The sequence below is a fragment of the Terrabacter sp. 05T424 genome (genome assembly GCF_056396225.1).
The window spans coordinates 138,384-164,870 of the sequence record NZ_JBFTLB010000008.1 but is presented as its reverse complement, the minus strand read 5'-3'; the positions used below and the strand labels follow the sequence as shown (position 1 = coordinate 164,870).

Annotated in this window: 27 protein-coding genes; 15 read left to right on the top strand and 12 right to left on the bottom strand. The window is 71.0% G+C overall.

What is annotated here, in order from left to right:
• Positions 1-248: 248 nt before the first annotated feature.
• From AC1DE0_RS17320 to AC1DE0_RS17310, 3 genes are all read right to left on the bottom strand, one after another.
• Positions 249-449: a helix-turn-helix domain-containing protein gene (locus AC1DE0_RS17320; RefSeq protein WP_020145054.1), complete on the bottom strand. Its 201-nt coding sequence runs from the start codon at positions 447-449 to the stop codon at positions 249-251.
• 226 nt (positions 450-675) lie between these two features.
• Positions 676-1,956: an aspartate--tRNA(Asn) ligase gene (aspS, locus tag AC1DE0_RS17315; protein WP_478102893.1), complete on the bottom strand. Its 1,281-nt coding sequence runs from the start codon at positions 1,954-1,956 to the stop codon at positions 676-678.
• A gap of 371 nt (positions 1,957-2,327) precedes the next feature.
• A complete protein-coding gene (locus AC1DE0_RS17310; protein WP_478102891.1) occupies positions 2,328-3,524 on the bottom strand; it encodes an acetoin utilization protein AcuC in 1,197 nt (398 codons plus the stop codon).
• 50 nt (positions 3,525-3,574) lie between these two features.
• Here AC1DE0_RS17310 and AC1DE0_RS17305 point away from each other — a divergent pair, with 50 nt between their 5' ends.
• Together AC1DE0_RS17305 and AC1DE0_RS17300 are read left to right on the top strand one after the other, a co-directional pair.
• Entirely contained in the window at positions 3,575-4,243 is a 669-nt protein-coding gene (locus tag AC1DE0_RS17305; protein WP_478102888.1) for a potassium channel family protein, read from the top strand.
• 112 nt (positions 4,244-4,355) lie between these two features.
• Positions 4,356-4,691, top strand: a complete 336-nt coding sequence (locus tag AC1DE0_RS17300) for a YrdB family protein (protein ID WP_478102886.1) — start codon at positions 4,356-4,358, stop codon at positions 4,689-4,691.
• A gap of 58 nt (positions 4,692-4,749) precedes the next feature.
• Here the strand turns inward: AC1DE0_RS17300 and AC1DE0_RS17295 are convergent, their stop codons facing one another.
• Positions 4,750-5,277 carry an N-acetyltransferase family protein gene (locus AC1DE0_RS17295; protein WP_478102883.1) on the bottom strand — a complete coding sequence of 176 codons (528 nt, stop codon included), beginning with the start codon at positions 5,275-5,277 and terminating at the stop codon, positions 4,750-4,752.
• Between the two features lie 104 nt (positions 5,278-5,381).
• The gene (locus AC1DE0_RS17290) at positions 5,382-5,957 is read right to left on the bottom strand and encodes a GNAT family N-acetyltransferase (RefSeq protein ID WP_478102879.1); all 576 of its coding nucleotides are present in this window, start codon (positions 5,955-5,957) and stop codon (positions 5,382-5,384) included.
• A gap of 269 nt (positions 5,958-6,226) precedes the next feature.
• On the opposite strand from AC1DE0_RS17290, the gene AC1DE0_RS17285 reads away from it, so the two are divergent.
• Positions 6,227-6,496: a hypothetical protein gene (locus AC1DE0_RS17285; protein ID WP_478102877.1), complete on the top strand. Its 270-nt coding sequence runs from the start codon at positions 6,227-6,229 to the stop codon at positions 6,494-6,496.
• A 47-nt stretch (positions 6,497-6,543) separates the two neighbouring features.
• Here the strand turns inward: AC1DE0_RS17285 and proC are convergent, their stop codons facing one another.
• Both proC and AC1DE0_RS17275 read right to left on the bottom strand, forming a co-directional pair.
• Positions 6,544-7,350: a pyrroline-5-carboxylate reductase gene (gene proC / locus AC1DE0_RS17280; RefSeq protein ID WP_478102874.1), complete on the bottom strand. Its 807-nt coding sequence runs from the start codon at positions 7,348-7,350 to the stop codon at positions 6,544-6,546.
• A 12-nt stretch (positions 7,351-7,362) separates the two neighbouring features.
• Positions 7,363-8,313 (bottom strand): proline dehydrogenase family protein, encoded by a 951-nt coding sequence (locus AC1DE0_RS17275; protein ID WP_478102872.1) that lies wholly within the window; start codon positions 8,311-8,313, stop codon positions 7,363-7,365.
• A 266-nt stretch (positions 8,314-8,579) separates the two neighbouring features.
• Between AC1DE0_RS17275 and AC1DE0_RS17270 the strand changes: the two genes are divergently transcribed.
• From AC1DE0_RS17270 to AC1DE0_RS17220, 11 genes are all read left to right on the top strand, one after another.
• Entirely contained in the window at positions 8,580-9,293 is a 714-nt protein-coding gene (locus AC1DE0_RS17270; RefSeq protein WP_478102870.1) for a hypothetical protein, read from the top strand.
• On the top strand, positions 9,293-10,111 hold the full coding sequence (locus tag AC1DE0_RS17265; protein WP_478102867.1) for a maleylpyruvate isomerase N-terminal domain-containing protein: 819 nt from the start codon (positions 9,293-9,295) through the stop codon (positions 10,109-10,111). Before AC1DE0_RS17270 ends, AC1DE0_RS17265 begins: the two co-directional genes overlap by 1 nt.
• An 82-nt stretch (positions 10,112-10,193) precedes the next feature.
• The gene (locus tag AC1DE0_RS17260) at positions 10,194-11,480 is read left to right on the top strand and encodes an alpha-hydroxy-acid oxidizing protein (protein ID WP_478102865.1); all 1,287 of its coding nucleotides are present in this window, start codon (positions 10,194-10,196) and stop codon (positions 11,478-11,480) included.
• A gap of 76 nt (positions 11,481-11,556) precedes the next feature.
• Positions 11,557-12,309: an SAM-dependent methyltransferase gene (locus AC1DE0_RS17255; RefSeq protein ID WP_478102863.1), complete on the top strand. Its 753-nt coding sequence runs from the start codon at positions 11,557-11,559 to the stop codon at positions 12,307-12,309.
• Entirely contained in the window at positions 12,306-12,794 is a 489-nt protein-coding gene (locus AC1DE0_RS17250; RefSeq protein WP_478102861.1) for a nucleoside deaminase, read from the top strand. Before AC1DE0_RS17255 ends, AC1DE0_RS17250 begins: the two co-directional genes overlap by 4 nt.
• 56 nt (positions 12,795-12,850) lie before the next feature.
• Complete coding sequence (locus tag AC1DE0_RS17245) at positions 12,851-13,912, top strand: hypothetical protein (RefSeq protein WP_478102859.1); 1,062 nt, start codon at positions 12,851-12,853, stop codon at positions 13,910-13,912.
• A gap of 252 nt (positions 13,913-14,164) precedes the next feature.
• Complete coding sequence (locus AC1DE0_RS17240) at positions 14,165-16,783, top strand: ATP-dependent Clp protease ATP-binding subunit (protein WP_478102856.1); 2,619 nt, start codon at positions 14,165-14,167, stop codon at positions 16,781-16,783.
• A gap of 208 nt (positions 16,784-16,991) precedes the next feature.
• Entirely contained in the window at positions 16,992-17,798 is an 807-nt protein-coding gene (locus tag AC1DE0_RS17235) for an ABC transporter ATP-binding protein (RefSeq protein ID WP_478102854.1), read from the top strand.
• Complete coding sequence (locus AC1DE0_RS17230; protein ID WP_478102852.1) at positions 17,795-19,126, top strand: FtsX-like permease family protein; 1,332 nt, start codon at positions 17,795-17,797, stop codon at positions 19,124-19,126. The genes AC1DE0_RS17235 and AC1DE0_RS17230 overlap by 4 nt, the downstream gene beginning before the upstream one ends.
• A 22-nt stretch (positions 19,127-19,148) precedes the next feature.
• Complete coding sequence (locus AC1DE0_RS17225) at positions 19,149-20,393, top strand: LCP family protein (protein ID WP_478102850.1); 1,245 nt, start codon at positions 19,149-19,151, stop codon at positions 20,391-20,393.
• Entirely contained in the window at positions 20,390-20,923 is a 534-nt protein-coding gene (locus AC1DE0_RS17220; RefSeq protein ID WP_478102848.1) for an amino-acid N-acetyltransferase, read from the top strand. Before AC1DE0_RS17225 ends, AC1DE0_RS17220 begins: the two co-directional genes overlap by 4 nt.
• Before the next feature lie 228 nt (positions 20,924-21,151).
• Here AC1DE0_RS17220 and AC1DE0_RS17215 read toward each other — a convergent pair whose 3' ends face one another.
• Genes AC1DE0_RS17215 through AC1DE0_RS17205 form a run of 3 tightly spaced genes read right to left on the bottom strand, consistent with a single transcriptional unit; the run spans position 21,152 to position 23,716 of the window.
• Positions 21,152-22,084 (bottom strand): ABC transporter ATP-binding protein, encoded by a 933-nt coding sequence (locus AC1DE0_RS17215; protein ID WP_478102846.1) that lies wholly within the window; start codon positions 22,082-22,084, stop codon positions 21,152-21,154.
• A complete protein-coding gene (locus tag AC1DE0_RS17210; protein ID WP_478102844.1) occupies positions 22,081-22,905 on the bottom strand; it encodes an ABC transporter permease in 825 nt (274 codons plus the stop codon). Before AC1DE0_RS17210 ends, AC1DE0_RS17215 begins: the two co-directional genes overlap by 4 nt.
• Positions 22,898-23,716: an ABC transporter permease gene (locus tag AC1DE0_RS17205; protein WP_478102842.1), complete on the bottom strand. Its 819-nt coding sequence runs from the start codon at positions 23,714-23,716 to the stop codon at positions 22,898-22,900. Before AC1DE0_RS17205 ends, AC1DE0_RS17210 begins: the two co-directional genes overlap by 8 nt.
• An 81-nt stretch (positions 23,717-23,797) precedes the next feature.
• Between AC1DE0_RS17205 and AC1DE0_RS17200 the strand changes: the two genes are divergently transcribed.
• The gene (locus AC1DE0_RS17200) at positions 23,798-24,187 is read left to right on the top strand and encodes a PPOX class F420-dependent oxidoreductase (RefSeq protein WP_478102840.1); all 390 of its coding nucleotides are present in this window, start codon (positions 23,798-23,800) and stop codon (positions 24,185-24,187) included.
• A 259-nt stretch (positions 24,188-24,446) separates the two neighbouring features.
• Here AC1DE0_RS17200 and AC1DE0_RS17195 read toward each other — a convergent pair whose 3' ends face one another.
• Both AC1DE0_RS17195 and disA read right to left on the bottom strand, forming a co-directional pair.
• On the bottom strand, positions 24,447-25,358 hold the full coding sequence (locus AC1DE0_RS17195; RefSeq protein WP_478102837.1) for an HhH-GPD family protein: 912 nt from the start codon (positions 25,356-25,358) through the stop codon (positions 24,447-24,449).
• A gap of 22 nt (positions 25,359-25,380) precedes the next feature.
• The gene (gene disA, locus AC1DE0_RS17190; protein ID WP_478102835.1) at positions 25,381-26,457 is read right to left on the bottom strand and encodes a DNA integrity scanning diadenylate cyclase DisA; all 1,077 of its coding nucleotides are present in this window, start codon (positions 26,455-26,457) and stop codon (positions 25,381-25,383) included.
• Between the last annotated feature and the right edge of the window lie 30 nt (positions 26,458-26,487).

Genomic DNA, 26,487 nt, shown 5'->3' with positions numbered 1-26,487 from the left:
GTTTGTCCTTGTCGTGCGACTTGTCTCTGACTGAGCTGATGCCGACCTGCGTCGACACACCTCGAAGAGGCGAGGTCGAACTTCACGAGCCGAACAGGCTCCCCAGCCTAGCGGGTGCGGGCCCTCTGGCCCAAAAGGAGTGTCCGGTTTCTCAGCCCGCCCACCTGCGGCGACGCCGAAGGGGCGGCTCGACCTGGTGGTCGTGGCCGCCCCGTCGGGTGCGTGGTGACGCGGGTGTCACGCCGTGCTCACGCGGTGTCGATGTAGGAGGTCTGGAGATACTTGTGAACCGCGTCCTCCGGAACCCGGAACGAGCGGCCGACGCGTACGGCCGGAAGGTCTCCGCCGTGGACGAGTCGGTAGACCGTCATCTTCGACACGCGCATGATCGAGGCGACCTCGGCGACGGTCAGAAACCGCACCTCGGCGAGCTGACGCTCATTCGACATGTGTTACCCCGATCTTCAGGTGGGTTGCACACGCGCGTCGACGGCTTCCCCTCCGACGAAACTTCACGCAGGTGCAAGAAGCAACACTAGGGGCAGATGTGACTGGAGGGGAAGCGAACCGTGTAACGAATCGGCCCGACGCAACTCGACACGCCGGTGGGATCCCTGTGGATCTCCCGGCTGGTCGTCGTCAGAGTGCGCTCGTCCGTGGCCCGTCACGCGCTCGTCACGGCTGGAGCCGATGCAGGTCACGCGGGAAGAGCGTCACCTCGCGCACGTTCTCGGCGCCGGTCAGGCGCGCCACCCACCTTTCCAGACCAATGGCGAAGCCGCCATGCGGAGGCATCCCGTGCGCGAAGGCGTCGAGGTAGCCGGACAGCACCGCCGGGTCGGTCCCGGTGCGTGCCATCGCCGCGGCGTAGTCGGACGGTCGGTGCAGGCGCTGCCCGCCGGTCGTCAGCTCGAGACCGCGGAACAGCAGGTCGAAGCTGTTGCTCCACCGCTCGTCGCCGGGCTGCGGGTGTGTGTAGAAAGGCCGCTTGCCCATCGGGTAGCCCTCGACCGCAAGGAAGTCCGAGCCGTATGCCGCCCGCGCCCACTCCCCCAGCGCGCGCTCGTGCGCCGGGCTGAGGTCTGGCTCGTCGGGGTCGGCGCCGAGCTTGGCGAGCGCGTCGCTGAAGTGGATGACGGGGAACTCGTCCGGCACCCGGGGCAGCTCGATGCCGAGGAGTGCAGCGGCGTCGCCGGCATACGTGGTGACTGCCTCGACCATTCCAGCGATGGCCGTGCGCAGGATGCCCAGCACGTCGCGGTGGTCGCGGATGAACCCGAGCTCGGCGTCGAGCGAGGTGTACTGCGCGAGGTGTCGCACCGTGTCGTGCGGTTCTGCACGGAAGACCGGGCCGACCTCGAAGACGCGCTCGAAGACCCCGACGAGCATCTGCTTGTAGAGCTGCGGGCTCTGCGCGAGGTAGGCCGTGCGACCGAAGTAGTCGACGGTGAAGACGTTGGCGCCGGACTCGGTCGCGGTGCCGACGAGCTTCGGCGTGGCGATCTCGGTGAACTCGAGCGCGCCCAGCGCAGAACGGAATCCGCGCATCGACGCGCTCGCGATCTGCCAGGCCGCACGGTGCCTCGGGTGACGCAGCGTGACCGCGGCGTGGTCGAGGTGCGTCGGGAGCCCGGCCCCGAAGGTGGGGCGCCACAGCTCGACCGGCGGCGCGGCAGCCGGCTCGGTGAGCGGCGTGACCGTCGGCTCGACGAGCTCGGCGCCGCCGGGCGCGGACGGGTTGGCCGACACCGTTCCGGTCACCTCGACGACGGTCTCCTCGGGCAGGCCGGCCAGCTGTGCCATGGTCGCCTCGTCCTTGACGACGACCTGCGCCAGGCCCGTCCGGTCGCGCAGCACGAGGAACGTGACGCTCGCGAGCACTCGACGCCGATGGACCCAGCCGGCGAGGGTGGCTCGTTCGCCGGACTCGACGGAGCCGAGGTCCCGCGCGAGCACGCGCGGAGCAAGGGTTGTGGATTGGGTTGGTTGCATTCCGTTCACCTCCAGAGGGTTGGTGCCCCGGAGGTGTGGGCGATGGGGAATGTCGCTGTGCCACCACACCTTCGCCGCCGCGGATCGCGGACGGCCTCTGGTCGTGCTCGGCTCAGGATCGTCAGGCCCGTCGTCGCCGTGTGCCAAGGCTAAGCGCTCACCCTGCCGTCGACCAACCCGGTTTCGGCGCGAGCGAAGCGAGGCGCCAACAACAGGTCGAGGCGCCGGCGTCGCCTGGACGTAGCGCAGCGAGCGAGGAACGAGCGAGCGAAGCGGAGGAAGGCGACGTCACGAGGGCGCCGCGGCCCGCGCGAAGCGAAGCGAGCGCAGAAGACTCAGTCGAAGTGGATGTCGAGTCCGTGGAGGGGGAAGACGGCGGTGCGTGTGGCCATGACGGCGCGGTCGACCTCGCTGGCGGGGTCGTAGCCCATCTCCCAGGACCGCCACCACAGGGGGCCGTCCTCTGCGGTCAGGTCGCCCATGCGCCGCGGGCCGGGGCGGCCGAAGACCTGCTCGACGTGCGAGCGCCAGTCCTCGGGGACCTCGGCGGCGGTCTTGATCGGGGCGTGGGCGGCGATGGCTGTCAGGTGCGTCCAGGTGCGGGGCACGACGCCGACGACCTCGTAGCCGCCGCCGCCGAGCGCCACCCAGCGGCCCTCGCAGACCTCGTGGGCGAGCCGGTGCATCGCGTCGGCGGCGGCGCGCTGTGCGTCGACCGTGACGGCGAAGTGGGCGAGGGGGTCCTCGGTGTGGGTGTCGCAGCCGTGCTGGGTGACGAGCACGTCGGGCTTGAACGCCCGGACGACGGGGTCGGCCACGGCGTGCAGGGCGCGCAGCCACCCGGCGTCCGAGAGGCCCGGAGGGAGGGCGACGTTGACCGCGCTGCCCTCGGCCTCCTTGCCTCCGACGTCTCCGGGCCAGCCGGTGCCCGGGAAGAGCGCGCGGCCGGTCTCGTGGACGGAGATCGTGAGCACCCGCGGGTCGTCCCAGAAGATCCGCTCGACGCCGTCGCCGTGGTGGACGTCGACGTCGACGTACGCGACCCGCTCGGCGCCGTGGTCGAGCAGCCACTGGATGCCGACGGCGATGTCGTTGTAGACGCAGAAGCCGCTGGCTGCGCCGCGCATCGCGTGGTGCAGGCCGCCGGTGAAGTTCACGGCGTGGGCGGCTTCGCCCTCCCAGACGGCACGGCAGCTGTCGACGGTGCCCTGGACGACCCGCGAGCTCGCCTCGTGCATGCCTTCGAAGGCGGGGTCGTCGTCGGTGCCGAGGCCGTACGCCTCGTCGGCCGACCGCGGGTCGGCCGACGCGGCCTTGACCGCGGCGAGGTAGTCGGGGTCGTGGATCGTCGCGAGCAGCTCGTCGGAGGCCACTTCCGCGCCGACCACCTCGACGCCGTCGATGTCGAAGACCCCGAGGGCCTGGCAGAGGCGTGCCGTGAGGTCGAGGCGCACCGGTGCCATCGGGTGCGTTGGGCCGAAGTTGTACCTCGTGAAGGAGGAGTCCCAGACGACCCTGGCCTGAGTTGGCATGATTGAGACGCTATCGCGGAAACGCGACCCGGACGACGGAGGTACAACCCATGGCCCGCAACCGGCTCTTCGACGACGACGTGATCGTCATCGGGCTGGGACGCTTCGGCTCCGCCGTGGCGCTCGAGCTGACCCGGCTCGGTCACCGGGTCATCGCTGTCGAGCGCGACAACGCGATCGCCGAGAGCTACGTCAACAAGGTGGCGAAGGTCGTCCACGCCGACCTCTCGCACGCGACGGGGCTCGACATGATCCGCGACGCCGAGCCCAAGATCGCCATCGTCGGCATCGGGTCGTCGGTGGAGTCGTCGGTCCTCGCGGCTGCCAACCTCGTCGATGCCGGGGTGCCCTCGATCTGGGCCAAGGCGATGTCGCCCGAGCACAAGCGCATCCTCGACCGCATCGGGGTGCACCACGTGATCTCCCCCGAGGCCGACTCGGGTCGACGGGTCGCCCACCTCGTCAACGGCAAGATGCTCGACTACATCGAGTTCGACGACGGCTTCGCCATCGTCAAGCTCAAGCCGCCGAGCGAGACCATCGGTTTCACCCTCGAGCAGAGCCAGGTGCGGCGTAAGTACGGGGTCACGATCGTGGGCGTCAAGGCTCCCGGCGAGGACTTCACGTATGCCGTGCCGCAGACGAAGATCTCGGCGCACCACATGCTCATCGTCAGTGGCCCGACCGAGCTGATCGAGCGGTTCGCAGCCCGACCGTGAGCAAGAAGGCAATGTCTGAGACCGGCGACGGCGCTTGGGAGACAAGGAGTTCTGTGTCCGATGCAGCGCCTGAACCGCCGGCCGGCTCTCGCGAGGTCGGGGTTCCGTGGGGATGACGGCGGTCTTTGCAGCGGGCCGGTTCGTCGCCGAGCTCAGCCTGCTCGCCGCCCTCGGCACCACCGGCTGGGTGCTCGGACGGGCCTCGGCCGGCGTCTGGTTCGGGGTCCTGCTCGCCGTGCTGCTTCCCGCGGTCGCGGCAGGGGTGTGGGGTGCGTGGGTCGCGCCGCGGGCGAAACACCGGCTCGCCGACCCGGCGCGGATGGCTGTGGAGGGGCTGCTGTTCGGCGGCGCGTGCGCGCTGCTGGTCGTGGCCCACGCGGGCGGCTGGGCGGCCCCACTCGGGCTGCTCTGGCTCGCAACGGCCTACGTCGGCCGGCGCGGTTTCTGACGCCTTCCCCCGTCCCAGGCAAGCGCGCCAAGTCAGCCGAGGCGGGACTCGTGCGCGGTCAGAGGTGCGGCTGGGGACCGGGGTCGTTGCCGAGGGGCAGCACCATGGCGACCTCCTCGTCGCCGTCCTCCTCGCTCACGACGCCCATCGGCCGGCGATAGTCGGTCGGCCGGAAGCCCATCCCGCTCGCGAAGGCGACGGCGCGCCCGTTGTCGGTGCCGACCCAGTAGACGAGGTGCGAGTTGCCGCGCTTGGCGGCCAGCGCCGCACCCTGCTTGACGAGGCGGGTCGCGACGCCCAGGCCTCGTGCTTCGGGTCGCACCCAGAGCCCGAAGAGCTCTCCCGCGGAACCGTCGTCCGCCTTGGCGGTGCCGACGCTGACGACGCCGACGGCGCTGCCCTCTCGCTCCGCGACGAGACGGGCCGAACGCTGCATGCGCTCGCGCCAGAAGGCCTCGTCGTAGGACTCTTCCTCGTCGACCGTGGCCACGAACGCCTCGGGCGACTCACGCAGGGCGGAGAGCCGAACGGAGCGGTAGTCCTCCCAGTCGTCCTCGCCGAGGGGACGCACGGTGATGTCGGTCATGTGGTCCACCTTCGCACGACGCACCACGCGAACGCATCAGTGGGTCGGTGAACGTTCGGTGCCCTCCCGCAGTGACGACGAACGGGGCTGGCCGACAATGGCGCTCAGAACCGGTAAACCATCTCGATCTCGGTCAGGTCGGGCCGGCGCGGGTGGTCGTGGACGGCACCGGTGCGCTCGAACCCGCAACGGGCGTAGAGGGCTTCGGCCGCGCCGTTCGAACTGGTCACCTCGAGCACGACCTCGGACTTGCCGAGCCCCCGCGCCTCGTCGAGCACCGCGCGGACCAGCGCCTCGCCGACGCCTCTCCCGCGCGCCCGTGGAGCCACGTACATGCCGAACAACGTTGCGGTGGTTGCCCGCTCGGGTTCCCAGTGGGACCCCAGGCCGGCACTCCCGAGGATGCCCTCCGCATCGCGTGCCTGCACGAGCCAGGCTCCTTCGATGCGCTCGCGCCAGTCGGCCTCGTCGTAGACGGCTTCGTCGGCGTAGGTGAACCAGAAGGCGTCGGGCGCGTCCTGCAACATGGCGAGCCGCACGTCTCGGTGCGACTCCCAGTCGTCGGGCGAGACCGTGTGCAGGTGCATTCGCGGGCCGCGGGCGGTCCCGTCCTGCGGGCCGGCCTGGGCGGCGCCGGAGGTCGGCGGAGTCTCGGGGAGGTCAGAGTCGCGTGCGGGCACCCGTCCACTGTGCCCGCACCTCACCAGCGGCGTCACCTGCGACCGGCCGACCGCCCTTCGCCGAACCCGCCCCGGCCCCGTTCAGGCGCGTACGATCTCACCACGGGCCGTCGCCGTGAGGCCGTCGCGTCGGTGCCGCGCCCACCACGCGTGAGGCGCTCACACCACTCCGTCCGTCGAGCTCTCGCTCTGGCGGCCGTCCCCGTCGCGCTGGCGTCCGTCGCGCTGGCGCCCCACCCCGCTGCGGCGGCCGGCCCCGACCCCTTCATGTGTACCTTCGCCACGCTGTCCGTGTCACCGCGCGGGCCTACCACTACTGGACGTCGACGCACGCGTTCGGACCCTGGTCGGGCGTCCGCGGCACCATCGAGTACGCCCTGCCGGGGCAGCCGTGGCGACCGCTCAAGTACGCCTACCCCTCGAGCACCGGCCGCTACACCTACACCTACACGACGTGGCAGCACCGCAGCTACCGCGTCGTGATGCCCGACCAGCAGTACGTCTGGGGCGCGGTCAGCGCGGCCACGCCGTCGACCTGACGAGCCGGGGCTGACGGGCCGGCGCCTGGCGCTTCGACGTCCTCTGCTCAGCCCTGCCCGGAGGCCAGCTCCTTGGACCGCGCGGCCGCGGCCTCCATCGCGGTCACGAAGGCTGCGCGCACCTTGTGGTCGTCGAGCTGGCGCAAGGCGGCCACCGTCGTGCCACCCGGCGAGCTGACCTGCTCGCGCAGGACCGTCGGGTGCTCGTGCGTCTCGCGGAGCATGGTCGCCGCTCCGTAGAGCGTCTGGACGACGAGCTCGGTGGAGGTGGCCCGCGGCAGTCCCAGCACCACTCCGGCCTCGATCATCGCCTCCACGACGTAGAAGATGTACGCCGGACCCGAGCCGGAGATCGCGGTGACCGCATCAAGGTGCTTCTCGGCGAGGCGCACCACCTTGCCGCACGAGCTGAGCAGCGCCTCGGCCTCGGCGAGGTGGTCGTCGGTGCAGTGGCGGCCGGGCGAGATGCCGGCCATCCCCTGGTCGACGAGGGCCGGGGTGTTGGGCATGACTCGGATGACTGACGTGCCCTCGGGCAGCCGCGACTCGAGGAACTCCGTCGTGATGCCGGCGGCGAGGGAGACGACGGCGTTGCCCGGGGCCACGTGGTCGTGGATCTCGTCTAGCAGTGCGGCCATGTCCTGGGGCTTGACGCACAGCACGAGCGTGTCGGCGACGTCAGCGGCCTCGGCATTCGGCAGCACGCGTACGCCATGGCGCTCGGCGAGCGCGTTGACCTTGTCGGGGGTGCGGCCGGTGACGACGAGGTCGCCCGGCGTGCGTCCGGACCGGATCAGGCCGGAGACCAGCGTCTCGCCCATGACCCCCGCACCGAAGATGGCCGTCGTCGTCATCGTGCCTCCGCCTCAGCCCTTGGTCGCGACGCCGCGCAGGAAGAACATGACGTTGGCCGGCTTCTCGGCCATGCGGCGCATGAGGTAGCCGTACCACTCCTGGCCGTAGGGGATGTAGACGCGCATCTGGTCGCCGCGGTCGGCGATGCGCTTCTGCTCCTCGGGCCGGATGCCGTAGAGCATCTGGTACTCGAACGACTTCGGGTCGCGGCCGGCCTGGCCCGCGAGCGCCCCGGCGATCTCGATGAGGCGCGGGTCGTGCGACGCCACCATCGGGTAGCCCTCGCCCTGCATGAGGATCTTGAGGCAGCGCACGTAGGACTTGTCGACCTCGGCGCCGGCCTGGAAGGCGACCGACTCGGGCTCCTTGTAGGCGCCCTTGCACAGACGGACGCGCGAGCCGGCGTGCGCGAGGTCACGGCAGTCGGCCTCGGTGCGGTACAGGTAGGCCTGCACGACGGCGCCCACGGTCGGGAAGTCCGCCCGAAGCTCGCGAAGCGCGTCGAGCGTGAGGTCGGTCGTCGTGTGGTCCTCCATGTCGAGCGTCACCGTGGTGCCGGCCTGCTTGGCGATCTCGCAGATCTCACGGGCGTGGTCGAGCGCGATGGCGTTGCCGTCACCGGGGAGCGCCTGACCGAGGGCACTCAGCTTGAGCGACACCTCGACCGTGCCGCCGTCGGTGAGGCCCTGGTCGCGCAGCGCCGTCAGCAGGGAGACGTAGGCGTCGCGGGTGTGCCGCGCCTGCGCCATGTCGGTGGTGTCCTCGCCGAGGTAGTCGATCGTCGACAGCCGCCCGGAGGCAGCGATCTCGGCCGCTGCACCGACGACGTCGGCGCGCTCGGCGCCCGGCACGAAGCGCTTGACGACCGAGCGCGACACGGGCGCCTTCTCGATGACGTCTCGGATCTTCTCCTGCTTGGACAGCTGCAGGAGCGAGTTGCGCAGCAGGTCGCTGGCGTCCACGGGGGCCTCCGGGTGGTGCTCGGGTGGTGTCGGATGTCGGGACCGGGGTGCCGGCCCCGGGTGTGGGACTGCGGCGGACGACGGTGGCCGCCCGCCCGGCAAATCTACCGCCGCGGCGACGGGTCGCCTGCCGGCCCGGCCCGTGCCCACCCGCCCGCCTGCACTCTGCCCACCCGCCCGCCTGCCCACTGCCCACCCGCCCGCCTGCACTCTGCCCACCCGCCTGCGCCCTCGGAGCGGGGTCCTCATGCGGCAGACTCCCTCCCATGCGTCGACCGACCGCCCGGGCCCTCCTCGCCGCCGGGACGCCTCTGACCTTCCTGCCCTGGCTGGGCGCGTGCTCGGACCCCGCGGCCACGATGCCCGTGGCCGTGCCGTCCACGAGGAGCTCAGCCACGACGCCGCCGGCGACGGCCACGTCGGACGAGCCCCTCGCGCCTCCGTCGAGCCTGACGCCTCCTCGCGTGCACGCGACCGGGGCCGTGGCGGCATACCTCGAGGGCTACGACGTGGCCGGGCTGACCCGCTCGCCGGGGCAGGGGCCGGCCGACCTGGCTGCCTGCCCCGACGCCGCGCGCCTGACCAAGCTGACCGGACCAGACGCGTACGCCCGGTCGTGGCAGGGCCCGGCGGGCACCCTCGCGAACGTCGCCGCGATCACCTACCCCGACGTCGCGTCCGCGGCCCGGGCCGTCGAGCCGGTGCTCGACGCCGCCGCTTCGTGCCGGGCGCCGAAGCCAGCCAAGGGTGTCACGACGACGGTCAACAACGAACGACGCGACGTCGCAGAAGGTATGCCGCTGGGCCGGGTCGACCTGGCGCGGACCTCTCCCGCTGGCACCGTGCACGACTACATCGGCGTCGTGCAGGTCGGCAACGTGGTCGTGCGCCTCACCTACTCCTCCCCTGACGCCAAGGCGGCCAACGAGAAGGGGTCGACTGCCCTCGCGCACCTCGCCCGCGACCTTCAGGGGCTCTGATGGTGAACCTCGACGACGACGTGCTGCGGACGCCCGGTCCACTCGGCCTGTCCCTCGACGCCCTGGGCGATGCGCTCGGTGCTGCGTCGACGGTGCTGCGCGCCAACGCCATGGCAGCCGGCCTCGACGCGCCCGTCCCCACCTGCCCGGGGTGGACCGTGCTCGACCTCGTGGTTCACCAGGGGATGGTGCACCGCTGGGCGGCCAGCCAGCTGCGCGGTGCGCCGGTCGACCCGCCCGAGCCGCTCGAGGTCGAGGGCCGAGAGTCGCCTGACGTGCTGGGCTGGTTCGACGAGGGGGCGACCGGCCTGTTGCAGGCCATCGTCGATGCACCCGACGACCTCGAGGCGTTCGTCTTCCTCAAGGAGGCCCCTGCGGCGCGGCTCTTCTGGACCCGGCGACAGTGCCACGAGACGACCGTCCACGCGGTCGACGCGCTCGGCGCCCGGCTGCGCCGACCGGCCCGGGCCGAGGAGACGTGGATCGCCCCCGAGGTCGCGGTCGACGGCATCGACGAGCTGCTCGTGGGTTTCATCACCCGGAGCCGCAAGGGTGCCTCGCCCGGCGGGTCCACGGAGTCGACCCTGCTGCTCGTGGCACCCGATGGCTGCGACGTGGCGTGGCTCGTCGAGCTCGCGACGGGCCGACCTCTCGTCACCCGCAGGGTGCGACCGGGCTCGCCCGACGCGTCAGGCGCCGAGCACGTGTGGACCGGCGACCCCCTGGACCTGTACCTGCGACTCTGGAGCCGCGGCTCCGCCGAACCGGTGGACGAGCTCGAACGCTGGTGGCGAGAGTCGATCTCGGTCACGTGGTGACCCGCCCCCGCGAGGGCCTCACGTAGCAGGATGGCGAGGGCCGGGCGCGACGACGCCCCCGGCCGAGACGCGAGGAGAAGGTATGCCGTCGGAGGGCTTCGGCCGGACCGTGCAGTCCGCCATCTACCGTGCCGGTGCGTTCGGCCACAGACCAGAGGTCCCGACCGACGGAAGCCGGCTCGAGTCGGACGCTCGAAAAGCCATGTCCCGCAAGGGGTTTGCCTACGTCTCAGGATCGGCCGGGTCCGAGGCGAGCGCCTCGGCCAACGTCCAGGCCTTCGCGCGCTGGCGGATCGTGCCACGCATGCTCGTCGACACGACGGAGCGTGACCTCGGGGTCGAGCTCTTCGGCCGACGGCATGCGAGCCCCTTCCTCCTCGCCCCCGTCGGGGTGCTGTCGATGGCCCACGACGAGGCCGACCTGGCCGTCGCGCGCGGTGCGCGCGAGCAGGCCGTCACGCAGATCATCAGCTCCCAGGCGTCGACGCCGATGGAGAACATCGCCCGGACGCTCGGGGGCTCCGGCCACTGGTTCCAGCTCTACTGGAGCAGCGACGACGACCTCGTCGAGAGCCTCGTGTCGCGCGCCGAGGCCTGCGGCAGCGAGGCCCTCGTCGTCACGCTCGACACGGCATACCTCGGCTGGCGGCCGCGCGACCTCGACCTCGGGCACCTCCCGTTCGCGCGCGGCGAGGGTATCGCGCAGTACACGTCGGACCCCGTCTTCCGGCGTCTCGTCGCCGAGCGGGTGGCGGCCGCGACGCCCGAGCCGCGTCCTCGACCCACCCCGGCCGCGGTCGCGACCCTGCTCTCCATGTCGCGCAACCACCCCGGCGGCACGCGGCACAACCTGACCGCACCGGAGCCGCGCGCCGCCGTCGAGACGTTCCTCGACGTGTTCAGCCGGCCCTCGCTGACGTGGGACGACCTGCCCCGGCTTCGGTCGCTGACCACGATGCCGATCGTGCTGAAGGGGATCCTGCACCCGGACGACGCCAGACGAGCCGTCGATGCCGGTGTCGACGGCGTCTACGTCTCCAACCACGGCGGGCGACAGGTCGACCGGTCGGTGGCGGCACTCGATGCACTGCCCGAGGTGGTGGCCGCAGTGCGCGCGGCCGGGTCGTCGATGCCTGTCATCTTCGACAGCGGGATCCGTTACGGCGCAGATGCTTTCATTGCCCTTGCCCTCGGCGCGACGGCCGTCGGCATCGGGCGCCCACACGTCTACGGTCTCGCGCTCGCCGGAGCCGAGGGCGTGTCGCAGGTGCTGCGCAACCTGCGCGCCGAGCTCGACCTGCAGCTCGCCCTCTCGGGCCACACGTCCGTCGCCTCGCTCACTCCCGACGTGCTCACGCGCGTCGACTGACGCGTACTCCTCGGCAGGGAGGCCGACTCGTGAAACAGGCTCGACGGCATACGTTCTCGTCACGGAGGATCGGCACATGCCCGCCCTCGACCACCTGACCCGCGACGCCTACCCACGGTCGTCGAAGTACGACGCGAAGTGGCTCGTCGACCTCGACATGGGACCGCACCCGCTGTGGCTGCTCGAGGACCTCGCGACCGACCTCGACCTGCGACCCGAGATGCGCGTGCTCGACCTCGGCTCGGGCCTGGGCGCGACGTCGGTCTTCCTCGCGAAGGAGTACGGCGTCGAGGTCGTCGCGGCCGACCTGTGGGTCGACCCGACCGAGGCCGGAGCCGTCTTCCGCAAGGAGGGCGTCGACGACCGGGTGCTTCCGATGCGCGTCGACGCCCACGCGCTGCCCTTCGGGCGAGGCTCCTTCGACGCGATCGTCAGCATCGACGCCTGGGAGTACTTCGGCACGGGCGACCACTACCCGCCCTACCTCGCGACGTTCCTCAAGCCCGGAGGGCAGCTCGGCGTCGCGACCCCGGCCCTGACGAGCGAGGTGCGCGAGCTCGGCGAGATCCCCGAGCACATCGACCGGGTCGTCGGCGCCGAGACCGCGGCCTGGCACACCCCCGAGTGGCTGCGCAGCCAGTGGGACTTCAGCCGTGCCTTCACCTCGGTGACGGCTCGCGCGCAGGTCGACGCGTGCGCGAACTGGCTGCTGTGGGAGCGCGCCGTCATGGAGCTCAAGGGCCAAGCCACCTCGCCCGTGCAGTCGATGCTCGAGGCCGACGGTGGGGCGTTCGTGACCTTCGCGCTCGTCACGGGGAGGGTCGCATGACCGTCAGCGACGTGGACCTGGAGCACCTGCGGCGCGCCGTCGCGCTCGCGCGCCTGGCCTTCGAGCGCGGCGACGAGCCGTTCGGCTCGGTGCTCGTCTCTGGCGAGGGCGAGGTGCTCTTCGAGGACCACAACCACGTCGTCGCGCTCGAGGCGACGCAGCACCCGGAGTTCGCCATCGCCCGCTGGGCCGGAGCGCACCTGACACCCGGGGAGCGCGCGGCCTCCACGGTCTACACCTCGGGAGAGCACTGCCCGATGTGCTCGGCGGCGCACGCGTGGGTCGGCCTCGGCCGCATCGTGTATGCCGCCAGCTCCGCGCAACTGGGGGCGTGGCGGTCCGCGTGGGGCACGCCCCCCTCACCGGTCGCGGCGCTGTCGATCCGCGATGTCGTGCCGGGAGCAGTCGTCGACGGCCCGGCCCCCGAGCTCGAGGCCGAGATCAAGGCCCTCCACGAACAGTTCGCGACCAGGACCCGCCCCTGACCACACCCCGCCATGGCGCAGTTTCGCGCCCGTTTCCCGACCGAACCGGACTGGAAGTGCGCCACGGCGCGGTTTCACGCAAACTTGGCGACCGAACCGGATTGGAAGTGCGCCACGGCGCGGTTTCGCGCACGCCTGTGGATGGGCCGCCGCCCTCCGGTGCTCAGGCGGGCAGGGTTCCTGTCATGCCCGAGCAGGAACGCACGCCGACTCCGGTCCTTCGTATGGAGGCGCTGAAGCAAGGTCTGACGGATGCAAGGCTCCGCCGCTCGCACGTCCCGCTCTTTCGTGGTGTGCACCTCGATCGCGGCTCGACCATCACGCTGCGAGCCCGCGTCGAGGCGGCACTGAAGGTGGTCACCCCGGGCAGCCACGTCTCGCACCACACCGCCGCTCGGTTCTGGGGTGGCGTGGTCCCTGACCATCCCGACATCCATGTCTCCAGCCCGCGGAACCGGACTCGTCGCGAAGGAATCACCGCCCACCGTCGCAAGGTCGGACAGCAGGTGATGACCTGGCGTGGGCTGCGCCTGACATCGCCGACCCAGACCTTCCTCGACATGGCGCACTGCCTGACGCTCGTCGACCTTGTCGTGCTCGGTGACTCGCTCGTCCGACGCAAACGGACGACCCCGGAAGCACTCGCCTCCAGAGCTCGAGAGAAGGCCGGTCCATATTCACGCCTGGCGCGCCGGGCGGCGGCGCTCGTCCGTCCCGGCGTCGACTCGCCGATGGAGACACGCCTGCGGCTGCTCATCGTGCTCGCCGGACTTCCAGAGCCAGAAGTCGACCACAGGGTCCACGACGAGGACGGCGCACTGCTCCGTCGCTACGACCTGTCCTATCTGCCGTTCCCGCTCATCATCGAGTACGACGGCCGTCAGCACGCCGAGTCCGACGAGCAGTGGCTCACCGACATCGGCCGCGACGAGGTGCTGGACGACGAGCGCATCCGCCGCCTCGTCATCGTGTCGCCCGACATCTACTCGACGCCGGCCAACACGCTCGTCAGGATCACGAAGGCGATGAGGCAAGCAGGTATGCCGGTCCCCCGCCTTCGCGACGAGTGGCGGCGGCACTTCCCGGGCCGCCCCGGCGACCTGGCGGTGCCGGCGTGAGGGGGCGGGCGGCATACGTCGTCGGGATGGGCGGGTACGTCCACGTCGATCCGAACGGGGGCGGGGCGTATGCCGTCTTCTTGAGTAGGGCACGCACCCGTTCTGTCCGCCCACGGCGAACAGAGTCGGAACCTGAGCCGATCACGCTCAGGATGGGAACAGGACGAGCACGGCTCGCGTTGGTCGGGTTGTGCTCGTCCACAGCGGGCACGGATAGCATCGAGATGTCTCTCGATCAGTCAGGAGAAGAACATGTTCGAACGGTTCACCGACAGGGCCCGGAGGGTGGTTGTCCTCGCGCAGGAGGAAGCACGCCTGCTCAACCACAACTACATCGGGACCGAGCACATCCTCCTGGGTCTGATCCACGAAGGCGAAGGCGTCGCCGCGAAGGCCCTCGAGTCCCTCGACATCTCGCTCGAGGCGGTCCGGGCCCAGGTCCAGGAAATCATCGGCCAGGGCCAGCAGGCCCCGACCGGCCACATCCCCTTCACGCCGCGGGCCAAGAAGGTCCTCGAGTACTCCCTTCGTGAGGCCCTCCAGCTCGGCCACAGCTACATCGGCACCGAGCACATCCTGCTCGGCCTCATCCGCGAGGGCGAGGGCGTCGCCGCCCAGGTGCTCGTCAAGCTCGGCGCCGAGCTCAACAAGGTGCGCCAGCAGGTCATCCAGCTGCTGTCCGGCTACCAGGGTGGCCAGAGCGGCGAGAAGGCCGGCGCCGGTGTCGGCCAGGGCCAGACCGAGGGCACGCCCGCGGGCTCGCTCGTGCTCGACCAGTTCGGTCGCAACCTCACGCAGGCCGCCCGAGAGGGCAAGCTCGACCCGGTCATCGGACGTGAGAAAGAGATCGAGCGGGTCATGCAGGTGCTGTCCCGCCGCACCAAGAACAACCCCGTCCTCATCGGCGAGCCCGGCGTCGGCAAGACCGCCGTCGTCGAGGGCCTGGCCCAGGACATCGTCAAGGGCGAGGTGCCCGAGACGCTCAAGGACAAGCAGCTCTACACCCTCGACCTCGGCTCGCTCGTGGCCGGCAGCCGCTACCGCGGTGACTTCGAGGAGCGGCTGAAGAAGGTCCTCAAGGAGATCCGCACCCGCGGCGACATCATCATCTTCATCGACGAGATCCACACGCTCGTCGGTGCGGGTGCCGCCGAGGGCGCCATCGACGCGGCGAGCATCCTCAAGCCGATGCTGGCCCGCGGCGAGCTCCAGACGATCGGCGCGACGACGCTCGACGAGTACCGCAAGCACATCGAGAAGGACTCGGCCCTCGAGCGGCGCTTCCAGCCGATCCAGGTGCAGGAGCCGACGCTGCCGCACGCCATCGAGATCCTCAAGGGTCTGCGTGACCGCTACGAGGCCCACCACCGCGTGACGATCACCGACGGCGCGCTCGTCGCGGCAGCCAACATGGCCGACCGCTACGTCAACGACCGCTTCCTGCCCGACAAGGCGATCGACCTCATCGACGAGGCGGGCGCGCGACTGCGCATCCGCCGGATGACGGCTCCGCCGGACCTGCGCGAGTTCGACGAGAAGATCGCGGCGCTCGTGCGCGAGAAGGAGTCGGCCATCGACGGCCAGGACTTCGAGCGCGCGGCCCGCGTCCGCGACGACGAGAAGCGGCTCCGTCAGGAGAAGGCTGCCCGTGAGGCCCAGTGGAAGTCGGGCGACATGGACGTCGTGGCCGAGGTCGACGAGGAGCTCATCGCCGAGGTCCTGGCTGCCAGCACGGGCATCCCGGTGTTCAAGCTCACCGAGGAGGAGTCGAGCCGGCTTCTCCACATGGAGGACGAGCTGCACAAGCGCATCGTCGGCATGGACGACGCCGTCAAGGCGCTGTCCCAGGCGATCCGCCGCACCCGTGCAGGCCTCAAGGACCCGCGCCGCCCCGGTGGCTCGTTCATCTTCGCCGGACCCACCGGTGTCGGTAAGACCGAGCTCGCCAAGACGCTCGCCGAGTTCCTCTTCGGCAGCGAGGACGCGCTGATCCAGCTCGACATGTCCGAGTACTCCGAGAAGCACACGGTGAGCCGCCTGTTCGGTTCGCCTCCCGGCTACGTCGGTTACGAAGAGGGCGGCCAGCTCACCGAGAAGGTGCGCCGCAAGCCGTTCTCCGTCGTGCTCTTCGACGAGGTCGAGAAGGCCCACCCGGAGATCTTCAACTCGCTGCTGCAGGTGCTCGAGGACGGCCGCCTCACCGACTCGCAGGGTCGGATGGTCGACTTCAAGAACACGGTCATCATCATGACGACCAACCTCGGCACGAGGGACATCTCCAAGGCCAACATGGGCTTCTCGTCCGGGCCCGACAGCCGCACCGACTACGAGCGGATGAAGGCCAAGGTCACCGACGAGCTCAAGCAGCACTTCCGGCCCGAGTTCCTCAACCGCGTCGACGACACCATCGTGTTCCCGCACCTCAACAAGGCGGAGATCACGCAGATCGTCGACCTCGAGATCGCCAAGCTCGACAAGCGGCTCAAGGACAAGGACATGGGCATCGAGCTCACGCCCGCGGCCAAGGACCTGCTCGCCAAGAAGGGCTACGACCCCGTGCTCGGTGCGCGCCCGCTGCGCCGCACCATCCAGCGCGAGATCGAGGACGCCCTGTCGGAGAAGATCCTCTTCGCCGAGTTCACGTCCGGGCAGTACATCAAGATCGACACGGAGGGCGAAGGCAAGGAGGAGAAGTTCACCTTCTCCGACATGGCCCACCCCGACGCGCACCGACCGGCCGACGACCTGCCGGAGCTTCCCGAGGGTGCTGCCCTCGACGAGGCGCTCGGTGTCAACGTGACGGCCGGCCCGTCGACGGTGCCCGACGACCAGGTCTACCCGGACGCCGGTCTGACCGGCACCGACCGCTGACGGCTCTGAACACGACCCAACAGCACTGACCGACCGAAGGGGTCGGGGACCACGGTCCCCGACCCCTTCGTCGTGCCCCAGACCGTGACGGGCGCCCCCGAGGACGTATGCCGTCGGGCCGGGTGTCATACCGGGGTCGTAGTCGCGCTCCCGCGGAGCCGACCCCGGTCCGATGTGGCGCAGGGGCGCACGCGGTGAGGGTGGTCCCATGAGCGACACCTCACCCCACAACTCACCCGACACCTCACTCGGCAGATCACTCGATGGCGGTCCCGCCGGCGGACCCGACGTCGGACCCGGCACGGGCCTCGTGGCCCGCGACCTCGTCATGACCTACGGCAAGGCCGGCAAGCGTGCCCAGGTCGGCCCACCAGCCCTCGGCGGCGTGGACCTCACCATCCGCTCGGGCGAGAGCCTTGCCGTGATGGGCCCGTCGGGCTCGGGCAAGACGACGCTGCTGCACGTGCTGGCCGGCATCCTCAGGCCGACCGGCGGCCTGGTGTTCTGGCGCGGCCGCGACATCGCGCGAATGTCCGATCGCGAGCGAACGGTCTTGCGGCGCAAGGACTTCGGCTTCGTCTTCCAGCAGGGCATGCTGCTCCCCGAGCTCCCCGCGATCGAGAACGTCGCCCTCCCGCTCATGCTGGACGGCACGTCCCGGTCCCAGGCCACGTCCCGCGCGGCAGCCCTCTTCGCGCCGCTCGGGCTGTCCGGCCTCGAGAAGCGCCGACCGGGTGAGCTGTCTGGCGGCCAGGCCCAGCGCGTCGCGATCGCGAGGGCCCTCGTCGCGCGCCCCGGCGTCGTCTTCGCGGACGAGCCGACCGGTGCGCTGGACCAGACGACCAGCGCCGAGGTCATGCGCCACCTGACCGAGCTCACGGCCCACACCGGCGCCTCGCTGGTTGTCGTGACCCACGACGCGAACGTCGCGGCCTGGTGCCGGGGCATCGTGCGCGTGCGCGACGGCCGGGTCGTGGCGCACTCCGCCGACGTGGCGTCCGAGGTGGCCCGATGAAGGCTGCAGCCATCCTGTGGTGGCGGCTGCGTCGGGCGGACGCCGCCGACAACCGAGTGCCGGGCGTGCTCGCCGTCGTGTCGTTCGCCGTCGCGACGGCCGCGCTCCTCGTCTGCGTCGCCGGCCTCATGGCCTTCGAGGCGCGCAACCCGCAGGCGAGCGGGGTCGACCTGCGCAACCTGTCGGATTCCCAGATGCTCGGCCGGCTCTACGTGACGCTCGCCTGGATCGCGACGACGTGCATGGTCATCCCCATCCTCACCCTCGGCGGCGTCGCGACCCGTCTCGCCATCGCGCGCCGCGACCAGCGCCTGGCAGCCCTGCGGCTCGCAGGAGCCACGTCCGCGCAGGTGACGGTCATGACGCTGGCCGAGGCGGCGGCGCAGGCGCTCGTCGGTGCACTCACCGGCGTCGTCCTCTACCTGGCCGTGCTGCCGATCGTGGCCCGCCTGAGCTTCCAGGGCCGCACCTTCGAGCTGAGCGAGCTCGTGCTGCCGCTGTGGCAGACGGCGGCCGTGGTGGGTGCGGTCGTCGTGGTCGCAGTCGTCTCCGGCGCGTCGAGCCTCGCCCGGGTCGCGATCAGCCCCCTCGGCGTGGCGGCCCGAACGAGCCCGAAGCGGCTCAGTGTCCTGCGCGTGCTCGTCGCGGTGGCCGCTGGTGCGGTGTGGGTGCTCGTCATCACCCCGATGAAGGAGCCGCAGCGTCTCACGATCGTGCTCGTGCTGGGCGCAATGATCCTCGCCGTCAACGCGGTCGGCCCGTGGGTCGTCATGGTGGCCGGTCGGCTCGCGGCGCGCGTCGCCCCGACGGCAACGACCCTGCTCGCCGCGCGTCGCATCGCCGACGACCCCAAGAGCACGTGGCGGGCGGTGGGTGCTCTCGGCCTCGCGGTCGTCGTCGTCGGCTTCACCAGTCTGGCCGACGTCGGCGAGCCCGGGACGCCGCTCGAGCGCTACCTCGCGGCCGACCTCGGCACCGGAGCACTCGTCACGCTGGTCATCATCACCATCGTGGGGGCGACGTCGACCGGCGTGGTGCAGGCCGCGCGAGTGCTCGACCAGCGCGAGCAGTACCGCACCCTCGCCCTCGCCGGCACCGACGAGAGGTCGCTGCACCGGGCACGCGCGCTCGAGGTGGCGCTCCCGCTGGTGATGACGATCGTGCTGTCCGCAGGCTTCGTCCTCGTCCTCATGCTGCCCTTCCAGAGCCGACTCGACAGCGGTCTGGTCGTGCGGTTCGTCGTGACCTCGGCGATCGCCGGAGCAGTGGTGCTCGCGTCGGTGCTGGCCTCCCGGTCCCTCGTCCGGACGGCCTCCCGCGCCGACTGAACCGGTCGTCTACGGTGGGGCGGTGACCTCCGAGCACCGCCCCACCGACCGACGGCGCGCCGACGACGTATGCCGTCCGGTGCGTTCGCGACGCTCGTTCGCGGTGCGGGCGGGCTGGACCGCGGCGGTGGTGGCGCTCACGCTCGGCGCGTGCACGTCCGGCCCGTCCACGCCATCCGCGGGCTCGGCGTCCCAAGGCGCTTCGAGCGCGGGCACGACGTCCGGCAGCCCGGCACCGAAGGATCCAAAGGTCGCCGGCGCACCGGCGCCACTCGCCGCGCTGGTTCGCACCGTGTATGCCGGAGGTGACCTCACGCGTACGGCCTCGCCCAGCGCAGCTGCCGCGCTCAAGGGGCGCAGGGCAGCGACGGGCACCCTGGACGCGAGGGCCGAGGTCGGCTCATGGATGGGCACCCCCGTCGCCGTGGTCACCAACGGTGACGACGTCACGCTTGCCGTCGGGCCGACGTGGAAGGTCGTCGGCGGGTGGTGGCCATCGCTGGGCGTCGCGAAGACGAGCCTCGGCTCCGGGCCTCGCTGGGTGCTGGCGATCGGGTCCGACGCCCGGCCCGGACAGCCGCTCGAGCGCACCCGCGCCGACGTGCTCCAGGTGATCGGCATCGACGGCAAGGGCGGCGGCGGCGTCATGGGCATGGCCCGCGACCTCTACGTGCCCCTCTCGACCGGCGGCAGGGGAAAGATCAACTCCGCCATGGTGTTCGGCGGCCCGAAGGCGCAGGTGAGCACGGTCCGCAACGTCACCGGCCTGCCGCTCGAGGGCTATGTCGTGCTGGGCTTCACCGGCTTCACGAAGATCGTCGACGAGCAGGGCGGCATCCCGATCGTCGTCCCGAAGACGGTCGTCGCCTCGCACGCCCGCAACATGATCATCAAGGCGGGACCGCAGACCCTCACCGGCAAGCAGGCGCTGGCCTACGCCCGTGAGCGGAAGACCCTGCCCGACGGCGACTTCGGCCGCTCGCGCCACCAGGGCGAGGTGATCCTCGCTGCCGCCGTCAAGGCGAAGCTCGCCGGCCCGATCGCGATCCCGTCGGCGCTGACCAGCTTCAGCAAGGTCGGCAAGAGCAACCTCACCGCCGAGCAGATCCTCACGTTCGCGGCCGGGCTGCACCAGGTGAGCCCGCTGAAGGTCGGCCGCGGCGTCGCCAAGGGCGCATTCGGCACGGCAGGCGCGCAGTCGATCGTCGTGCTCGGCAACGAGGCTCGGCGGTTGTTCGCGCAGTTCCGCGACGGGAACCTGTCGTGACCGACGCGACGAACGAGCCGAACGCGCACGCCTCCACGCCCGCGCTGCGGCGGGCGCGCACGTCCGACGTACGCGCCATCCGGGCTCTCGTGGCCCCGCTCGCCGAGCGTCGCGTGCTCGTGAGCAAGGAGGCTGTCACGTACTTCGAGAGCCTGCAGGAGTTCCGGGTCGCCGAGGTGGACGGACGCGTCGTCGGCTGCGGTGCGCTCCACGTCATGTGGGAGGACCTCGCCGAGATCCGCACCCTCGCGGTTGCGCCCGAGATGCTCGGCACCGGACTCGGCGGCCGGCTGCTCGAGGCCCTCGTCGAGGACGCCCGCGAGATCGGGGTCGCGCGGCTCTTCTGCCTCACCTTCGAGACCGACTTCTTCGTGCGGCACGGGTTCGAGGCCATCGAGGGGCAGGCGGTCCCGATGGACGTCTATGCCGAGCTGCTCCGGTCCTACGACGAAGGGGTCGCCGAGTTCCTCGACCTCGAACGGGTCAAGCCGAACACCCTCGGCAACACCCGGATGCTCCGCACCCTCTGACCCCACCGTCGAGAGGCCAAACCTCGCGGCCTCCCCACCGTCGAGAGGCCAATCCTCGCGGCCTCCCCACCGTCGAGAGGCCAATAACCGCGGCCTCCCCACCGTCGAGAGGCCATTTCTCGTGTGGCCTCTCGACCCGCGCGAGACCGCAGACATTGGCCTCTCGACCCGCGCGAGACCGCAGACATTGGCCTCTCGACGGTTGGGCGGGCGTGCGTGCGTGGGTGATCAGGTGCGGCCGGACGCAGCGTAGATGCGGCGCACGACGTCCTCGATGTCGGGCTCCTCGATGGTCAGGTCGCGCACCTCGTGCCGGGCCGAGACCTGCGCCAGCACCGCCGCGGCGGTCGTCGCCTCGGAGTCGAAGGCGAGTCGCTGGCGCAGCCCGTCGGACTCGCTGTCCAGCAGCCGTGTGCGTGGGATGTCGTCGAGGTCGGGTGTCGGCTGCGCGAGGTCGATGACGAGGATGCGCTGCGCCCCCACGGTCGCGGCCAGCCCGGTCAGGGTGCCGTCGAACGCGAGTCGTCCGCGGTCGACGACGAGCACCCGGTCGCAGAGCCGCTCGATGTCGCCCATGTCGTGCGTGGTCAGCAGCAGCGTGGTGCCGCGCTCGCGACGCTCGGCCACGAGGAACTCGCGCAGGCGCTGCTTGGACAGCACGTCGAGCCCGATCGTCGGCTCGTCGAGGATGAGCAGGTCAGGTGAGTGGAGCAGCGCGGCCGCGATCTCGGCGCGCATGCGCTGCCCGAGCGAGAGGGAACGCACGGGAGTCCCGAGCTGCGGCCCCATCTCGAGCTGCTCGACGAGCATGTCGGTGCGCGCTCGCGCCTCCTGCTCGCCGAGGCTGTGGATCGCCGCCAGGATCGAGAAGGAGTCGCGCAGGGGCAGGTCCCACCAGAGCTGGGACCGCTGTCCGAAGACGACTCCGACCCGGCGCGCCACCGCGATGCGTTCACGCATCGGGTCCAGCCCGCACGTGCGCACGTGGCCCGAGGTCGGCTTGAGGATGCCGGTCAGCATCTTGATCGTCGTCGACTTGCCGGCGCCGTTCGCGCCGATGTAGCCGACCGACTCGCCGGGCTCGACCGAGAAGGTCATGCGGTCGACGGCGCGAGTCTTCTTGAAGTCGCGCACGAGGTCGCGGGTCTCGATGATGCTCATCCGCCGGCTCCTTGGTAGTGACGGGTCCCGAGCCGCCAGCACAGCCCGGCGATGCCCCACGCCAGCAGCGCGGCGAGGGGCGTGAACCAGGCGAGCCACTGGGGCGCGAGGTGGTCTCCGGGCAGGTCGAGGATCGCGACCGCAGGGACGTAGGCGACGAAGGCCGTGGGGACCACGAACGTCCAGAAGATCCGGAGCGGGCCGGGGAAGACCTGCTGGCTCTGCTGGGCGGCATACGACCCGCCGTAGGTGAACGCGTTGGTGAACTCCGAGCCGTCCACGAGGAAGAACTGGAGACCTCCTGCGGCGGTGAAGAGGGCGGCGAAGATCGCCGTGCCGCTGACGACCGTCAGCACGATGAGCAACACCTTGGCAGGCGACCAGGCGACGGAGCCCGTCGTCAGTGCCACCACGAGTGCGACGAGGGCGACGGACAGCCGACCGATGCGACGCATCGACAGCTCGCTGGTCATCAGCTGGGCCAGCAGCGGCAGCGGCCTGACGTAGAAGGCATCCACCTGACCGGCACGGATGTAGACGGGCAGCTGGTCGAGGTGGCCGACGAACATGTCGGCCAGGGAGAAGGCGAGGTTCGACAGGGCGAAGACGAGCAGGGCCGCGTTGAAGTCGAGCCCACCGAGAACCTGCACGTTGTGGAAGATGACCCACACCTCGGCGAACTCGGCCAGGCCCACGCCGACGGTCCCGAGGATGTCGGTGACGAAGGACGCGCGGTACTGCATCTGCGCGCGGGCGCGGGAGGCGAGCAGGACCCGGTAAGGGCGCATCCGCTGCGACAGCGAAGGACTCGAGTCAGCCACCCTGCACCTCCAGCCGTCGGCGGCCGGCGCGCAGCACGACCTGGCCCAGCGCGAGCAGCACGATCGCCCAGAAGACCTGCACCGCAACGGCGGACGCGATGTCGGCGCCGACGACGCGTCCGGCCAGGATGTCGATGGGGTTCTGCAGCATGGACGGGAAGGGCGACCACTGCGCCAGGGTGCGCAGCCAGTCGGGGAACCACGGCACCGGCAGGTAGAGGCCGCACAACAGCCCGCCCGTGATCATCCAGAGCAACGTGATGCCCCGGATCTCGATGAGCCAGAACGCGAGCAGGTTGATGACGAAGTTGCCGGAGAAGGCGACGACGACGGCCAGCGCGACCGACACGGCCCCCACCGCCCAGCTGACCGCCGACGGGGGCCACGCCATGTCGAAGAGCAGCGCGCCGAGCAGCAGGGCTGGCAGTCCTCGACCGACCAGGTTGATGCCCGCACGTCCGAGATCACCTGCAAGGTAGGCGAACTGCGGGTTGACCGGCCGCAGGAAGTCGACCGCGATGTCGCCGGACCGCACCCGGTCCTTGACCTCGGCGAATCCCCAGAGGTTGACGGTGCCGAGCAGCGCCTGGCCCCACCACACGAAGGCGATGGTGGTCGGCCGGTCGTAGCCACCGATGGCGGCGTTCGCGGAGGTCAGCGCCGCCAGCAGGATCGAGGCCCGGATGATGCCGAAGACGGAGTTCGTCGTCGTGCCCGCGAACAGCGCCAGGCGGTAGGTCGAGTGCCGCCTGAACCCGGCCCGCACGAGCACCCAGAAGGTCCTCACGACGGTCTGGGGGGCAGCGGGCACAAAGGGCGACACTACCGAGGAGCCGCCGCCTGATCAACGGGCCGGCACATCCGTCGGCGACTCGGCTGAGAGACTCGCGCCATGGCCACCAGACCCGACGACCTCTCCCCCGAGGCGCTCGACTTCCTCACCGTCCGACACTTGGCGACCCTGACGACGCTGCGGCCCGACGGGCGACCCCACGTCGTGCCGGTGGGCTTCACCTGGGACCCCGCCACCTCGACGGCCCGGGTCATCACGAGCCGCAGCAGTCGCAAGGCGCGCAACGCCCTCGCGGGCTGTCCCGCGGTGCTCTGCCAGGTCGACGGCAGGCACTGGCTCGCGCTCGAGGGCACGGCGCGTGTCGTCGACGACGCGGACGCCGTCACCGACGCCGAGCACAGGTATGCCGCCCGCTACCGTCAGCCGCGCCCCAACCCCGAGCGCGTGGTCCTCGCGATCGACGTAGTGAGCGTCCTCGGCAACCTCTGACCGTCGGAAAGTGGGCACTCGACGAAACGGGGCGCCAGTCAATCGACCCAGCAAGGGGCCCCTGCCCACGAATCGGGAGCCGAATCCGCCCGGACGAAGCCACCCATCCAGTCGAGTGCTCAGTTCCCGACGGGCCCGAACCCCGTCGGAAAGTGGGCACTCGATGCAACGGGGGCGCACCCACGCGGGCGTACCTACTCGACGTTGGAGGGCGACGTACGAAGCCGGTCCGCCCAGCCGAGACGTGGGTGCTCGGAGTTCAGGCGGGGAGGCGGAAACGGCTGCTGGACAGTGGTTCGACGAGGCCGTCGGCGACGAGCGAGTCGAGGCAGCGCATGACCTGCTGACGGTCGTCCGCCGAGTCCTCCAGAGCCGAGAGCGGCACCGCGTCGTGCGCCTCCCTCAGCCGCCGCAACAGCTCGCCGCGGACCTGACGGTCGGTGCCGTGCCACGCCTGGCCGCGGCGCGGCGGCCCGTCATAGGCCGGTCGGCCCGCGACGTTCCAGGCGCAGAGGTCGGCGACGGGGCAGTCGTCGCAGCGGGGTCCACGTGCCACGCAGACGAGCGCACCGAGCTCCATCACGGCGACGTTCCACGTGTTGGCGGTGTCGCGGTCGGAAGGCATCGACTCGGCAGCGAGGACCATCTCGGCACGGTTGAGGGTCAGGTTCGGGAAGGCCTTGCCCTCGAGGGTGCGCGCGAGCACGCGCCGCACGTTCGTGTCGACGACGACCTCGGGGATGCCGAACGCGAAGCAGGACACGGCGGCGGCTGTGTAGGCACCGACTCCCGGCAGGGCGAGGAGCCCCTCGGGCGTGCTCGGCACCTGACCCCCGTGGCGCGCCACCATCACGGTCGCGGCCTCGTGGAGCCGGAGCGCCCGACGCGGGTAGCCGAGACGGCCCCAGGCCCGCACGGCGTCGCCGGGCGGAGCGGCGGCGAGGTCGGCGGGCGTCGGCCAGCGCTGCATCCACTCGCGCCACGCGGGCTCGACCCGGGCGAGGGGCGTCTGCTGCGACATCACCTCGGAGAGGAACACGCCCCACGGGGTGCAGTCGGGCTCACGCCAGGGCAGGTGCGTGCGACCGGCCTCGGCGTACCAGTCGTTCACCCGCTGGTGGAGCAGCGACAGCGGGGGGTGCTGGGACAGCGGGACCGGGCCGGACGGCATACGAAAGGAACCGACGCGAGCGTCAGACGTAGCGCTCGAGGATGCTGGACTCGGCGAGACGCGACAGACCCTCGCGCACGGCGCGGGCACGGCCCTCGCCGACGCCCTCGACGAGCATGAGGTCCTCGATGCCGGCCGCCAGGAGGCGCTGCAGCGACTCGAAGTGGTTGACGAGGCGGTCGACGATCGCGGTGGGCAGGCGCGGCACCTTGGTGAGGAGCCGGTAGCCCTGCGGCGACACGGGGGCATCGAGGCTGTCGCCGACGACCGAGAAGCCGACGGCGCGGGCCCCGGCTGCGAGGTCGAGCAGCTCGACGGCGTTGAGCGTCTGGAGGTTGTCGAGCGCCTCGGTCAGGTCGAGACCCGACTTCGTGGCCGGGAGGTAGTCGCGGATGACGAGCTCGCGGTCGTTGCCGAGCCCGCCGACGAGCTCCTCGAGCTGAAGGCTGAGCAGGCGGCCGTCGGTGCCGAGCTCGACGACGTAGTCCTGGATCTCGGCCGAGATGCGACGCACCATCTCGAGGCGCTGCAGGACGGCGGTGACGTCGCGGATCGTGACGAGGTCCTCGATCTCGAGGGCCGACAACGTGCCGGTGACCTCGTCGAGGCGGGCCTTGTAGCGCTCGAGGGTCTGCAGTGCCTGGTCGGCCCGCGACAGCGTGGTGGGCGAGCCCTCGATGACGTGGCGGAGATCGCCGACGTAGAGCGCGACGACGCCCATCGACTGGCTCACCGAGATGACGGGGTAGCCCGTCTGCTTGGCGACCCGCTCGGCCGTGCGGTGGCGCGTGCCGGACTCGGTGGTCTCGATGCTCGAGTCGGGCACGAGCTGGGTGGCGGCACGCAGGATGCGGGTGCCCTCGCGGTCGAGCACGACGGCGCCGTCCATCTTGGCCAGCTCGCGCAGGCGGGTGGCGGAGAACTCGACGTCGAGCGTGAACCCGCCCGTGCAGAGCGACTCGACCACACGGTCGAAGCCGAGCACGATGAGCGCCCCGGTGCGACCGCGCAGGATGCGTTCGAGGCTGTCGCGCAGCTCCGTTCCCGGGGCTACCGCGGCGAGGGCTGCGCGCAGCAGCAGCTCGTCGTTCCGGTCCATCACTTCCCTGTTCGCAATGGGGGCGCCGAG